Raw genomic sequence first — 14493 nt, forward strand, 5'->3', positions numbered from 1 at the left:
GTTCGATTGCAGTGGAGGCTTTCATCCTTCGCGCCGATAAAAGTCTTTTGATGGGTTGAAAGCCAAAGGCAGTAGTCAGAAGAATGAATTTTCCAGAAGCATCATTAAAAATGATGAATTGGGAACAAATTCATCATCTAATCTTCAAGATTTATCTTTCCGATTTCCGAAAAAATACGGATCTATCACCCGATCGGGTTAACCAATCTGTAGGAGGGCGATCGCGCCTGCGCCAAGCGATCCTATTTATAGAGGCTCTTCACTTGAGACGCTGGCAGGCACTTCAAATGGCACTAACGACTTTAATTCCCCAAAAACTCCTCTCCAAAATTCCCCATTTTCAACCCGTACAATTCGCGACCACTTTAGGAATTTTGTCTGCGTTGCTGCTGAATACATCTACTTCGACGTTAGCTCAGCCAGCATCCGATGTGTCTTCAGAACAACCCAACCAGCAATTGACTGTAGAACAGCAATCAGGAACGTGTCCTGCATCAGTCGGACTTTGGACAGTCTTGTTGCCTTCTGAAGGTGCCGCCGATCATACAGTTGTCGCTGACACGAAAGCGATCGCTAGTAATGGGAAAATTTCGTCTTCAGGCAATACGTTTGTGGAATATGAAGCTCCACTGCAAGAAGCTTATGCCTCCTGCGTCGGTCAGGCAAGTTCTCCAGATTTACACTCCTATAGCTTCGAGTTTCGCAATGGTAAAGTCTATTTTCGCGTGAATCTCGATTGGGTTCCTGGCTATACCAAGATTGTTTCTAAAACCGTGGCATCTGGGCGTCCTTTCGTGCATTGGCAAGCCAGCGAATAAACTCCTGCAAAATCGCTCAAAATTGCTTTATCTATCAGTTTTTGAAATATCGATCGTTTTAGTGAAGTCGAGTAGTAAGTGCTAGTTGCGTGCCTTTGTCACTGGAGATTAATAATAAAGCGATCGCTTCCTGTCAAATGGGAAGCGATCGCTTTCATGAATCTTATCAACTAATTTTATTAATCCTTGCCGAACCACTCTTGCATTTTCTGCTTTGCAGCTTCTTTTACTTCAGAGTTGATATTCCAAACAATCATACCTAGGGCAGTCGTTAAGGAACCTATATCATCCCCAAATCCTACAGCAGGAAGAAAATCAGGAACAGCATCTACGGGCAATATTAAGTAAGCTAATGCTCCATATACAATTAGTTTTTGGTTAGGTGGAGTGTTTGGATGCTCAGCAGCATAGAAAAGAATTAAAGCGTTTTCAACAACATTTTTTCCAGCTTGCACTGCAAAATTTCCAAGCTTTTCCCAAAACAGATCATCTGAATAAGTAGTTTCAAAACTTGTCTGGGTATTTGCTGTTTCTGATGAAGAGAAGGGGGTGACGGGAATACCTGCTTTTACGAGAACTGAAGTTGCTTCTTTCATGGCATTAACTGCATAATCATCATTTAATCCACGTTCTCGAATCTCTCCCATCTTCTGAACAAATGCCTGTATAGCTTGCACCTGCTCATCTGTGATTTTCAGTTCTGCTTGAGCTAGCTTGATTGCTTTTGCTTCACCAGGGTTAAGAACCTTATCCACCCAAACAAGGTTCAGAATATAGAACATTAAACCAAAGCGAAGCGTATCATCTGCCTTAGACAGTTTTTTTAAAGAGTCTTCTAAGGTAGGCGGATTAATAGCATAAGACTGCACCTGACGCTTTGCAGATTCAGACATATTATCCAGATCGGGAGTATTTAAAATTAGGTTCAACTCCTCTGGATCAATTGAGCCATCTGCTGCTGCAACTGCAAAAAGCACACCATAAAAGGCTAAGCGATCGTCCTCAGACGTTTGGGGTAAACTTACTGGCTTTCTGGTAGTTTTTCCAACCGCCATAGCCGTTTCTGTTACTGCTTTACTCGCTTGTGATACAGCACTGCTAACAACTCCCCCAAAGCCTGTCGCTGTTTCTGCTGCGGCTTGAGTTGCTTGCGATGCAGTGTTGCCAACAGCTTCTCCAAGATTTATTGCTGTCTTAGTAAGTGATTCCCAAAAATTTGGTGGTGTCATGAGTAATAGGGGAGTAGAGGTGGGATGTAACCTTTGACTCAAAGGATATCCTCCTCTCAGCAAATAACGGCTCAGTGTTTTCACCCATGTTGGATACGATCGCGCAACTGTTGTCAGTAAAAATAATCGCTTGGAAACGCGATCGCGTCAAAAAAAACCCGCTTTCTTCAAGAAAACGGGTTTTTAAAAATACCAACTTCTATCCTAATAACCAGTAGCTGCCAAATCCAACTCATGCGCGTAAGCAACCCGTTCCACCCTAGTTTCAATCCTGCCATCTGGATACAGATTAAATAAACGAAATCCTGGCGCTTCCTCATCTAAGGAAAACTGGTGGCTATGCGGTTCAAACTGAATTGACGTAGAGGGACTACCCAAGTAATGAACCTCACCGCGCCGCCGATAAAATTCTTGATGAATATGACCAAAAACAACCAACCGCACCTGAGAATGGCGATCGATGACAGCAAATAGTTCCTCTGAATTTTGTAATGAACTGCCATCCAGCCAATCGGAATCGACAACAAAAGGGGGATGGTGTAAAGCAATTAGGGTAGGACGTTTATCTGCACGCTGTAGCTGCTGGTCTAGCCAAACTAAGCTTTCTGAAGATAGTTTGCCATAGACGCAACCTGGTACGTGAGAATTGAGCAATAAAAACTGCCACCCTCCCGCTTCAAACGACTTCTCCGGACAAATCGGAGCCTCATTTAATACCTCTTGCATGACCAATGGCTGGTCATGGTTGCCTGGTAGCCAGTAAGTAGGAATTCCCAGAGGACTCAGCAGTTCTGCCAACCGCGTGTAAGATTGCGGCTTACCATCTTGGGACAAATCTCCTGTTAGCAATAGCAAATCCGGCTGAGGGCACATTCGGTGCAATTGCTCTAAAACTACATCAAAAGACTTGGCAGTAGGAAGCCCTAGCAATTCCTTTTTGGTATCTGCGAACAAGTGAATGTCTGTAATTTGAGCAATCAGAAGCGGGTTGGCTTGAGTCATAGTTTCTGTAATGAAAAGGTATTCTGGTCGCTGCTCAAAAAAATACTTAGCAAGTCAGTACACCCAGATGGCTGTTTTTGGTCAAACCAAGGCGATTCTCCGCTTAGAGATAACCAAAGCTGACGAACTTCCCCAGCAGTAGGCGAACGTCAACCATTCCGTAAATCCACTTACATTTGGAGATTCGTATTAGATTAGCGTTTCAGATCATCAAAGACTTGCGATCTAGGAACCCCGTTCCTGTGATCGTCATCACATCAGATAACCTGCATCAGCTTTGAATATAGCGACTAGTCTTCCAATTCGTACAGAGTCAATGCGTCCGGAAAAAATTTTGGTATACTAAGAATCTGCAATCGCGGCGGCATAGCCAAGTGGTAAGGCAGAGGTCTGCAAAACCTTTATCCCCCGGTTCAAATCCGGGTGCCGCCTTTTTAATCTGGGATTCCAATCAGACCCCCGCTACCAGCGATCGCTTTGCCGATGGCATAGGCGGGGATATTCTGCGATTCAAACCAGCTGATGGTTTGGTCGGCTTGGTTTGGGGGCACAAGGACTACAAAACCGATGCCCATATTGAAAGTATTAAACATATCGGCGGGTTTGACTTCACCAGCGTCAGCAAGCCAATTAAAAATAGGCGGAATTTTCCACGATTGAAGATCGATCTGGATAGATAAATCGGCACCAATACAGCGAGGTAAGTTTTCTGGCAAGCCGCCACCCGTAATGTGAGCCATGCCATGAATGTCAAGCCCAGCCTTCCGTGCTGCTAAAACGGGTTTGACGTAAATCCGGGTGGGAGTTAATAAAACTTCCCCAAAATTCTTACCGTCTAAGGGCGCAAAGCCTTCCCCCCTAACATCGGTTGGGGAGGCGTGCAAGTCAACGCCGCTACGTTCAACAATCTTCCGCACCAGACTAAAACCATTGCTGTGGAGACCTTGGCTCGCAAGCGCGATCGCCACATCTCCCTCTTTCACCAGAGAACCATCCAATATCTGGCTCTTTTCTACAATCCCCACACAAAAACCCGCCAAGTCATACTCGCCCAGTTGGTAAAAACCCGGCATTTCTGCGGTTTCTCCTCCCAGGAGGGCACACCCCGACTCGCGACATCCCGCAGCGATGCCATCAACCACCTGAGTCAGCTGCTCTGGGTTTAGTTGCCCTGTGGCTAAATAATCCAGAAAAAATAACGGTTCTGCGCCACACGTCAACACATCGTTGACGCACATTGCTACAAGGTCAATTCCCACGGTGTGGTGAAAGTTGAGCTGATGGGCGAGTTTTAGCTTGGTGCCTACGCCATCCGTCCCTGAAACCAAAACCGGCTCTTTGTATCCAGTTGGCAACTGAAACCAACCACTAAAGCCGCCTAAACCACCCAATACTTCTGAGCGGTGCGTACTTTGCACCAAACTGCGGATTTTCTCTACAAAACTCCGCCCCGCCTCAACATCTACACCAGCGTCTCGATAATCCATGAATTCAAACCTGTTCAGCAGCGATCAAGAGACGTATTTTACTTGGCTAACGCGACAGATAGGACAGCGATCGCAATTTTGTACCGTTGGGCAGCACTATGCCCCGATTGCTTCACCAATTATTCACAAACTGGCTTCCTCGTTTGTGAAGTTCTGATAAAGTTCCGGAAACCTGATTTTTGTCTCAAACCATATTGACTTCAACATCATAACCGCATTTTTTCGGAAATTACTGTGTGAAGGTTTCATAAAGTTGTTGCTTCCTAGAGGAAATCCCCGATCCCCTTTTCAAAAACTTCATGGTAGTCTGTTGCAGTTCCACAGACCAGGGTGAACACAGAACGAGTACGAGTTATCGATTGGGCAAATGAGCCGTCTGGCGCTACCACTGGCATTTGGCTCTAAGCTCGACCTCCCAGTACTTTTCACAAGGACTCTATGAACCAAAGATTTTGTTTCGGAATGTTTGCAACCCTTTTAACGACTGCCCTCCTGGGTACGACTACATCTAGTTATGCGGAGTCAATCAAGGGGGTTAACCAAGCTTCCGAATCCCGTGTTTCTCAGGCGCAACAGACAAGCAAATCGAGAGTGACTAAAAATAACCTTCGGCAAGCAGTCTCGTCGCCCTTACTCTCAACACCGTCAAACCTTCAGCCGACTGACAGTGTCAAATTGGGAGAATACCAGTCCCAAGCCGCGCTCCGTTGCTTAGTAAAACCTTGTCCAAGCGCAATGGATCGGGCGGTTGTTGCTAAAATTCTTCCCCATGACTTAAACGGGTATCAGGCAGCAACACTCTATGTCCGCAGTATTCCAGTCTTAACCTTTCTCGGCTCCCGTCAAGCTCCCGCAGAAAGCACGAAAGTAGGGGAAACCCAGAGAACTTCAGACGGGTCGCGTCAAGCGGATGCCAACACTTCTCAAGACGATCCGGTTTGGCGAGCCACTACTGTTGCTGCGAAGCTGAATCAGTTGAGCCGAGAGCAAGTGGATGCGAAAGCGATCGCGGTCGTTTGGAATGGTGACAAGAGCAACTACAGCATTAAAGTGAATGGCGAGGAACTGGTGGAGGTAAACGGGAAAACAAGATTGCCCGACACCACTCGTAACGTTGCCACCGATGCCTTACAAGCAACCAATCGGCTGAGACGCCTGATGGGGAACGCGCCGCCGCTACGGGCAATTGCAGGTGTACCCACATCTAAGCCCAAGCCGCGCCAGATTGCCAAGCGCCCTAGCGCTTCCAGAGTCGCGAACGAGCGATCGCGCATCGCGCAACAACCAACCAATGCCATTGCCTACAGACCAGTCATCTCCGAGCTTAAGGGCATGGCATCCTGGTATGGTTACGCGGGCAATGGCACTCAAAGTGCCAGCGGTGAAAGATTCAATGAGAATGCAATGACCGCGGCTCACCGTACCTTACCTTTCGGAACCCAAGTGCGCGTGACTAACACAAACAACGGGCGTTCTGTCGTCGTGCGAATCAACGATCGCGGGCCTTTTATCCGGGGTCGGATCATTGACGTGTCAGCCGGGGCTGCTAGAGTTCTAGGCATGATCAGCAGTGGTGTGGCACCCGTGCGTGTAGAAATTCTGGGCAAACCGCAGAAGGTAGCAGTTGATGACAACTAAACTTTTAGCCACAAAGGTGTTAAGCCCAGACTCTTGACATTGAACCTCCTGTTCACCTAAAACGCCCAATCCTCTTTTCTGGAGATAGACTACTGGGCAGAGAGTAGTGTTAGTGGTTAGTAGTTAGTTGCTCGAAAACCAATTACTAACCACTAACAACCAAAAAAGGGGGGTTTGGTGCGCCTGTTTACGACAACTGCTGGATTGCACTGCTACTTGGATTTATACCGGCATCCCTTGAAAATCGGTTTTGTACCGACAATGGGAGCATTGCACGCAGGGCATCTTAGCTTAATCCAACACGCTCGACGCGACAACGATCGGGTCATCGTCAGCATCTTCGTAAATCCGTTACAGTTTGGCCCGACAGAGGATTTTCAACAATATCCTCGTCGGCTAGAGCAGGATTGGCAATTGTGCGAACAAGCGGGGGTAGATGCGATTTTTGCTCCCGCTCCTGAAGAAATGTACGGAATGAGGAATGTGGAAAGGACGCTTGCGCCTGTTCCCGATTCCCAATTACCCATTCCCAATGACTTAACTCAGGTAGTTCCACCGGAGAGCATGACCTCATTGTTGTGCGGTCGCTCTCGTCCCGGACACTTTCAGGGAGTGGCGACAGTGGTGGCGAAGCTATTGAACCTGGTACAACCGACTCATGCTTATTTTGGCGAGAAAGATGCCCAGCAACTGGCGATTATCCGGCGTCTGGTGGCGGATCTCAATTTGCCGGTAGAGATTGTTGGGTGTCCAATCGTCAGGGAGGCGTCGGGACTGGCACTCTCGTCCCGCAATCAGTATCTAAGTGCTGAACAGAAAGAACAGGCGTCTGTCTTGTATCGCGGCTTACAGCAAGCGCAGAAGAAATTTAAATCGGGAGATCGCGATCGCATTGTTCTCATTGAGGCAGCTCAAAAGGAATTTGCACTCGTCCCAGAGGTACAGATCGAGTATATTGAACTGGTTCACCCAACAACTCTCATGCGATTGGAAAAAGTTGACGAGGCGGGACTGTTAAGCATCGCGGCGCGGCTAGGAACAACCCGTTTGATTGATAATGTAACTTTGCGCGATCGCCAGCCGATTCTGGCGATTGATGGCCCTGCCGGAGCAGGAAAATCGACCGTAGCCCGCACGGTTGCCCAGTCTTTAGGACTACTTTATTTAGACACCGGGGCGATGTACCGCGCCCTGACTTGGCTGGTTCTGGAATCAGGAACCAGCGTCAAAGATGAACCCGCGATCGCCGAATTAGCGAGCGGTTCTCAGATTCAGCTAAGCACCAGTGACGACCTCCAGACGCCAGTGCGGGTTTGGATTCACGATCGGGAAGTCACCCAGGCAATTCGCTCGCGAGAAGTCACAGCTCAAGTATCAGCGATCGCTGCTCAACCCTACGTCCGCCGAGAACTCGTAAAACAACAGCAGCGCTGGGGAGTAAAAGGAGGCGTCGTCGCCGAAGGACGCGACATCGGCACCCACGTTTTCCCGGATGCGGAACTCAAAATCTTCTTAACCGCCTCCGCTCAAGCACGGGCGCAACGCCGTCAGCAAGACCTGAAAAACCAAGCTCAGCCAGAAGTCAGTTTAGAGCAGTTAGAGCGGGACATTCAAGAACGCGATACCCGCGATAGTACCCGCGCCTTGGCACCCCTGCGAAAGGCAGCCGATGCCATCGAGATCCAAACCGACGGTCTGAGCATAGCCGAAGTCACTGCACAAATTGTCAGCCTTTATCATCAAAGGCTGTCTGTGCCTGTCTAGCGGCTGCTTTCTGAACGTACGGTTTAACAAAAATACAAGGTCAGTAAAAACTAACTTTAACCCGGATTAACTTCTGGTTGGTGAGTATTCTGCTGTAGCCTGCAACAGGGCAGACTTCACTGCCCTGTACAAAAAATAAGCAATTTAACGATAAATGATATAGTTTCTAGCTTTTAGCGCTCTAGACAGGGATTCTAGAGACGAACAAAGGACAGTAGACGCACGTCCTCTAGCTAGCAGTCTTGCTCGCGCAAGTTGCGCCGCTAGTTGTGAAAAAATTTTTGAGAAGCATGGTGTCTGGAAGTGGCGGCAGATGAATTGCCGCCCGGATGAAAGGAGGAGTGGAGGGGACTTAACGTGGCAAAGTATGACAGATTTCTCTGGCGGGAAAAAACAACATTAATTGCTCTGGCTGCGGCTGCTAGTAGTTTTATTGCTGGTCTCATGTTGCCAGTAAACCCACAAGGTAGCGATCCAGAAATTCTTCTATCCCCTACTGAAAAAATGGGGCATCACACCCCCGAAAAAAGTGGCATTGATATCCAAGCTTTAAAGGCACAGCGAGATGAGGCATTTGTAAAGGTATTCTCTCGATTGGAACAGGAGGCACAAGACAGACGCCTGATGGTTTCTGTACCTACGCAATTTCAGGGCAAAACCTTTCAGGAAGTAACACTCAGCAGCAAAGAGAAAGTTATCGCCCTGACATTTGATGACGGACCTTGGCCTAAAAGCACGTTGGAAGTGCTGGAAATCCTCAAGAAAAATAACATCAAGGCAACGTTCTTTATGGTGGGGAAGAACGTGAAAAATTTTCCCCACTTGGCGCGTCAAGTTTCCCTAGATGGTCACGCGATTGGGAATCACACTTGGAGCCACCTTTACCATCGCTTCAACGAAACTGGAGCTTCCAGTGAAATTGACCGTACATCCGACATGATTTATCAAACTACAGGCATCAAGACAACTCTATTTCGTCCACCCGGTGGTCATCTTAAAAACGGATTAGCTGCCTACGCCCATAAGAAGAATTACGCGGTTGTGATGTGGTCTTCTGATTCAAGAGACTATAGCCGTCCTTCGGTGCCATTATTCATCAAGCACGCGCTAACTGGAATCACACCAGGCGGAATTGTCCTGATGCACGATGGAGGTGGCAATCGAGACCACACGGTGCGGGCTTTACCCCAATTAATCACCGAATACAAAAAGCGTGGCTACAGGTTTGTCACGGTGCCAGAACTGATGGAGATGCAAGACAAAGAAGTTAAGTTGGCAGCCGCTGCTAAACGAGTTCCTCCAAAAGTTCAATCGGCTGTTCCAAAACCTGAATAAGGGAAGAGAATATTTCCTCTTTTCAGGTGCGATACAAAGGTGGCTGGTGATTGGGAAAAAGTTTTAAGTTTTGAGTGGTGAGCCTTGAATTAAAGAAATTTATTTTCACTCATCAATCATCACTTTCATTACTGCTGACCTGTACGATGTAGCGGCATTTATAGAATTTATAGAGAAAATTTCTTCTCTATGATGCTGGTAAGGGGAACCCGATAGTTCCCCTTGACTTTTTAGTGCTTACTGCACCGAGCTAAGCACCTTTTCTGGTGTTGCTTCAGGATTGGCTTCTGGAGAATCAGCCTCGGAAGGAGGCACAACTTGCCAGAATTTGGCTAGAGACTCAGCCCAGTTGGCTAAAATATCTTTCGCTTTCTGGCTACCTGTACGTTCGGCGTGCAGCTCAATCAGCTCTTTGAGTTGTTGCTCACCGGCAGGTGTCCTGACTCGTTGCAGCTTGACAATTTCTGGGTTTACCTTCGATGTAAAGCTGCCATCCTCATCGAGGAAGTAAGCTAAACCCCCGGTCATCCCCGCGCCCACATTGCGTCCGACTCTGCCCAAGACGACAATCGCGCCGCCAGTCATGTATTCGCAACAGTGGTCGCCTGCACCTTCGATCACCGCCATGCCCTTGGAATTGCGAACGGCAAAGCGCTCACCAGCTTGACCATTGGCAAGCATGATGCCGCCCGTGGCACCGTAGAGACAGGTGTTGCCGACAATCACGTTTTGGGCTGGATCGTAGGTGGCTGACTGGGGCGGCTTGATGACAATTTCGCCACCATGCATCCCCTTGCCTACGTAGTCATTTGCCTCACCTTCCAGGTTGAGAGTGATGCCAGGGAGGTTGAAGGCACCAAAACTTTGACCCACACTGCCTTGGAAGTTGAGGGTAAGACTGCCACTCCAGCCGGTGTTTCCATATTGAGACGCGATCGCTCCCGCAATCCTTGCCCCAACCGTCCGGTCTGTATTTACTACGGTTACAGCTTTGGTCACGCTCGACTGATTTGCGATCGCATCCTTAACTTCCGGGTCGTTGAGCAATTGATCGTCCAAAACCGAGCCATTGCTATGAACGGCCTCGTGAACCAACCAGGAACGGTCTTCGCGGGTATCGGGAAGACGGGTCAGGCAATCTAGATTCAGCGCCTGTGTCTTGGTGAGTTTCGTTGGGCGCACCTTCAAGAGGTCGGCTCGACCAATGATGTCGTTGAGCGACCGATATCCCAACCGTGCCAAGAGACTCCGCACTTCTTCTGCCGCAAAGTAGAAGAAGTTGACGACGTGTTCTGGCATTCCGGGGAAGCGCTTCCGCAAGTTTTCTTGCTGAGAAGCTACGCCTACAGGGCAGTTATTGGTATGACAAATCCGCGCCATAATGCAGCCTTCGGCAATCATAGCAATTGAGCCGAAACCGTATTCTTCTCCGCCCATTAAAGCGGCAATAACGACATCCCAGCCACTCTTAAAGCCACCGTCTACTCGCAGAATCACGCGATCGCGCAAGCTGTTTTCCATGAGGACGCGATGCACTTCGGTTAACCCCAGTTCCCAAGGGCTTCCGGCGTGTTTAATCGACGACAGCGGAGAAGCGCCCGTACCCCCATCGTGACCGGATATCTGGATAATATCGGCATTTGCTTTGGCGACCCCAGCCGCGATGGTACCGATGCCAACTTCTGCTACCAGCTTCACCGATACTCCCGCTTTCGGGTTAATTTGGTGCAAGTCAAAAATTAACTGCGCCAAATCTTCAATGGAATAGATATCGTGGTGCGGCGGCGGCGAAATCAACGTCACCCCAGGCTTGGAACGGCGCAGCATGGCGATGTAAGGGCTAACTTTTGTCCCCGGTAGCTGACCGCCTTCTCCCGGCTTGGCACCTTGAGCGATTTTGATTTCAATTTGCTTGGCGCTCATCAGGTACTCAGGGGTGACGCCAAAGCGACCGCTAGCAACCTGCTTAATCGAAGAAGAAGCCGTATCCCCATTCCTTAATCCTTTCAGATGCGGTAAGACCTGGGAATGACCCATTTCATCGACATCATCGAGAACTTTGTAACGAACTGGGTCTTCGCCGCCTTCTCCAGAGTTGGATTTACCGCCGATGCGGTTCATGGCGATCGCGAGGGTTTCGTGCGCTTCCCGCGACAATGCCCCTAGAGACATCCCACCTGTAGCGAAACGCTTGAAAATTTCCTCGACTGGCTCTACTTCTGCCAGTGGAATGGGGGCGCGATCGCTTTCTAGATCCAGCAAATCTCTGAGCGCCGTTACGGGTCGCCCTTGCAAGTGCTTTTGATAAACTTCGTAGTGGTCGTACTGCGGATTCTTCACCGCCTGATGCAGCGACTTGGCAACTTCTGGGCTGTTCATGTGGTACTCGCCCCCCGGACGGTACTGCACAAAGCCACAGTTCTCCAGCTTTTTGCGCGGCACTTCTGGGAACGCCGCCGAATGGAAGGACATCACTTCTTGGGCAAGTTCTGCTACGCTCAAGCCACCGAGGCGCGACGCCGTCCCCGCAAAGCCGAGCTTCAGTAAATCTCCTCCAATGCCAATTGCCTCAAAAATTTGTGCCCCTTGATAGCTAGACAGCAGAGAAATCCCCATTTTTGAGAGAATTTTCAACAACCCAGCTTCTACGGCTTTGCAGTAATTTTTTTGAGCCTGCTCTAAGCTAATACTCTTGATTCTGCCCCGCTGCATCATATTTTGGGTTTTGCTATCGCTCCACCAATGACGCACGGTTTCCAGAGATAGATAAGGACAAACCGCAGAAGCACCGTAGCCAATTAGACAAGCAAAGTGGTGGGTACTCCAGCACTGAGCGGTATCGACAATTAGAGATGCCCTCGTCCGCAGACCCTGCTGGATCAAGTGGTGGTGTACTGCCCCTACAGCTAAGAGCGGTGGAATATAGCTAGATTCAGCGCTGATACCACTGGCGATGCGATCGCTTAGAATGATTATTTCTTTCCCAGCACGGACCGCTTGAGCTGCTGCTTCGCATAAGCTTCTAACCGCTGCCTCTAGCCCTTCTGGCCCTTTCTCAATTTCAAACAGCGTTGAGAACTGCTCTGTCTCGAAAGAAGAAGCGCAGATTTGCTCTAGTTGTGCTTCATTCAGAACCGGAGACTCTAACTTCAGCAACCGGGCATACTCTGGTTTCACTTCCAAGAGATTTCCCCGCTTACCCAGAGAAACCGATAGCGACATCACCATGCCTTCGCGCAGGGGGTCAATTGGCGGATTTGTCACCTGGGCGAAGCGCTGCTTGAAATAGTCATAAAGCAAATGCGGCTTTTCTGACAGCACTGCGAGGGGAATGTCATCTCCCATGCAAAATGTCGGTTCTTTTCCAGAAGACGCCATTTCCTCAATGACCATTTCCACATCTTCAGTGGTGTAGCCAAAGGCAATTTGCTGGCGCAGCAAGGTTTGATTATCCAGCTTTGGTTCTGGTGCAAAAGGCTCCGCTGCTAGATTTTGTCGGTGAGACGCTAGCCACTCTCCATAAGGATGGGTAGCGGCAATCCGTTCCTTAATCTCCCAATTTTTTTGAACTTCGTGGGTTTCCAGGTCAACGGCGATCATTTGACCTGGCCCCAAGCGACCTTTTTCCAGAATCTCTGCTTCGGGCAAATCGACTACACCGGCTTCGGAAGCGACGACGACGTAGCCATCCCGCGTGATGCTGTATCGAGCCGGTCGCAGACCGTTGCGGTCGAGGGTCGCCCCTACTTTTTTCCCGTCGCTGAATACTAGCAGTGCTGGGCCATCCCAAGGTTCCTGAAGCCCGTTGTAATATTCATAAAAATTAACAATTTCTGGACGCTCCAACAATTCCGGCTGATTTTGGTACGCCTCTGGCACCATAATCGTCAAGGCTTCCAGAGGACTCCGACCCGTGCGTACCAGTAACTCTAGTACGTTATCAAGAGTTGCCGAGTCGCTATTATCGAGATGAACGAGTGGCTTGAGGTCGTTGATGCGTTCTCCCCAAAGCGGGTGCTTCAGCTCTGCCTCTCGTGCCATCATCCAGTTAATATTTCCCAACAGCGTATTAATTTCGCCGTTATGCCCCAAAAGCCGCATTGGTTGGGCTAGAGGCCATTTGGGCAGGGTGTTGGTGCTGAAGCGTCGGTGATAGACCGCAAAGGCGCTCTTATAAACTGGATTTTTTAAATCTGTATAAAATTCTCCCAGCACGGCGGAGCGCACCATGCCCTTATAAACGATGGTGCGGCTAGAGAACGAACAGACGTAAAAATCTTCCGACCATTCTAGATCGAGGTCGCTATTGGCCTTGAGTGCCTTGCTGATACGGCAGCGAGCCAAATACAACTTTCGTTCCAGTTCATCGCCCTGTAAATGGGTCGAGGTACAGATCAGCTGCTCGATTCGTGGCTGGTTCTCTTTTGCCTGTATCCCAAGCACCTGGGGCTGTACTGGCACCTCTCGCCATCCCAAGACAGTTAATTCTTCCTGTTCGAGAGTTTTCCGAACAATGTCCTTGGCTCTGCTGGCAGCTTCGGTATCTTGGGGTAAAAATACCATTGCCACCCCTGTCTGCTGAGTCGGGGGCATTTCTATGCTTTGAGTTGCCAACCATTCACCCAACAGTTCCCACGGAATGGCGGTCATCAAACCGGCTCCATCCCCAGAATCCTGGTCAGCACTACAACCGCCCCGGTGTTCCAGACAAGCCAGGGCAGATAAAGACTTCTCGACTAATTCATGCTCTGGCGTTCCCTGCGGATTGGCGATGAAGCCGACGCCGCAGGCATCGCGTTCCTCTACCAACCATCGCGGGCCAGGAGAGGTTTCTGCCCCCTTTAGCGTTCCCTGTAATTGATGATTATCATTCACACTCCTGTTCTCCATGAGCTGATCCACGTTTTTCCTTTACTTACTGATACAAATTTCCCGTTCTCAGGTTGCTAACCCTGTGGCAAGACTTTACTAAACAACAGGATTAAAAATTGTCAAACGATGACAAAACTCGTCGTCAATGTATTTAAACACTCATTTCAGTCTTCTCTCGCCGAGACTAGGTGATGCCTCCAAAGCCTGACTTATCTAGATATAGTTGCCATTTGACCATGAAGGCTGCAACTGAATGACATTACTACTTTTTCTGCTTTTTTTGCGCTAGAGGCAAGGGTGACAAAACTGGGTGTCAGAGCGATCGCTTCCCGCAAGGTGCTGTTAAGA

General features: G+C 49.0%; 10 protein-coding genes and 1 tRNA gene. 7 read left to right on the forward strand and 4 right to left on the reverse strand.

The genetic code is table 11. The features are described 5' to 3' along the window. Positions 1 to 83 precede the first annotated feature (83 nt). The gene (locus NC997_RS11980; RefSeq protein ID WP_190525652.1) at positions 84 to 818 is read left to right on the forward strand and encodes a hypothetical protein; all 735 of its coding nucleotides are present in this window, start codon (positions 84 to 86) and stop codon (positions 816 to 818) included. A 179-nt stretch (positions 819 to 997) separates the two neighbouring features. Here NC997_RS11980 and NC997_RS11985 read toward each other — a convergent pair whose 3' ends face one another. Both NC997_RS11985 and cpdA read right to left on the reverse strand, forming a co-directional pair. Continuing rightward, the gene (locus NC997_RS11985) at positions 998 to 2047 is read right to left on the reverse strand and encodes a DUF1232 domain-containing protein (protein ID WP_348257784.1); all 1050 of its coding nucleotides are present in this window, start codon (positions 2045 to 2047) and stop codon (positions 998 to 1000) included. 204 nt (positions 2048 to 2251) lie between these two features. After that, positions 2252 to 3049: a 3',5'-cyclic-AMP phosphodiesterase gene (cpdA, locus tag NC997_RS11990; protein ID WP_190415375.1), complete on the reverse strand. Its 798-nt coding sequence runs from the start codon at positions 3047 to 3049 to the stop codon at positions 2252 to 2254. Positions 3050 to 3059: 10 nt separating this feature from the next. Here cpdA and NC997_RS11995 point away from each other — a divergent pair, with 10 nt between their 5' ends. Together NC997_RS11995 and NC997_RS12000 are read left to right on the forward strand one after the other, a co-directional pair. Beyond that, a complete protein-coding gene (locus tag NC997_RS11995) occupies positions 3060 to 3191 on the forward strand; it encodes a hypothetical protein (protein WP_277877673.1) in 132 nt (43 codons plus the stop codon). Between the two features lie 218 nt (positions 3192 to 3409). Further along, positions 3410 to 3481 (forward strand) — tRNA-Cys (locus NC997_RS12000). Between the two features lie 2 nt (positions 3482 to 3483). Here the strand turns inward: NC997_RS12000 and purM are convergent. After that, complete coding sequence (gene purM, locus NC997_RS12005) at positions 3484 to 4536, reverse strand: phosphoribosylformylglycinamidine cyclo-ligase (RefSeq protein WP_190415377.1); 1053 nt, start codon at positions 4534 to 4536, stop codon at positions 3484 to 3486. On the opposite strand from purM, the gene NC997_RS12010 reads away from it, so the two are divergent. The 4 genes from NC997_RS12010 (at position 4535) to NC997_RS12025 (ending at position 9273) form a co-directional block, all read left to right on the forward strand. Then, positions 4535 to 4693, forward strand: a complete 159-nt coding sequence (locus tag NC997_RS12010) for a hypothetical protein (protein WP_190415379.1) — start codon at positions 4535 to 4537, stop codon at positions 4691 to 4693. The genes purM and NC997_RS12010 overlap by 2 nt on opposite strands. Positions 4694 to 4974: 281 nt before the next feature. After that, a complete protein-coding gene (locus tag NC997_RS12015; RefSeq protein WP_190525654.1) occupies positions 4975 to 6174 on the forward strand; it encodes a septal ring lytic transglycosylase RlpA family protein in 1200 nt (399 codons plus the stop codon). Positions 6175 to 6351: 177 nt separating this feature from the next. Beyond that, on the forward strand, positions 6352 to 7938 hold the full coding sequence (locus NC997_RS12020) for a bifunctional pantoate--beta-alanine ligase/(d)CMP kinase (RefSeq protein WP_190525656.1): 1587 nt from the start codon (positions 6352 to 6354) through the stop codon (positions 7936 to 7938). Positions 7939 to 8295: 357 nt separating this feature from the next. Further along, positions 8296 to 9273 (forward strand): polysaccharide deacetylase family protein, encoded by a 978-nt coding sequence (locus tag NC997_RS12025; protein ID WP_339380555.1) that lies wholly within the window; start codon positions 8296 to 8298, stop codon positions 9271 to 9273. A gap of 237 nt (positions 9274 to 9510) precedes the next feature. Here the strand turns inward: NC997_RS12025 and NC997_RS12030 are convergent, their stop codons facing one another. Further along, positions 9511 to 14163 (reverse strand): glutamate synthase-related protein, encoded by a 4653-nt coding sequence (locus NC997_RS12030; RefSeq protein WP_190525658.1) that lies wholly within the window; start codon positions 14161 to 14163, stop codon positions 9511 to 9513. Positions 14164 to 14493 lie beyond the last annotated feature (330 nt).

It is taken from the genome of Trichocoleus sp. DQ-A2, assembly GCF_039961915.1.
In the GTDB taxonomy this organism is placed as follows: domain Bacteria; phylum Cyanobacteriota; class Cyanobacteriia; order Cyanobacteriales; family FACHB-T130; genus FACHB-T130.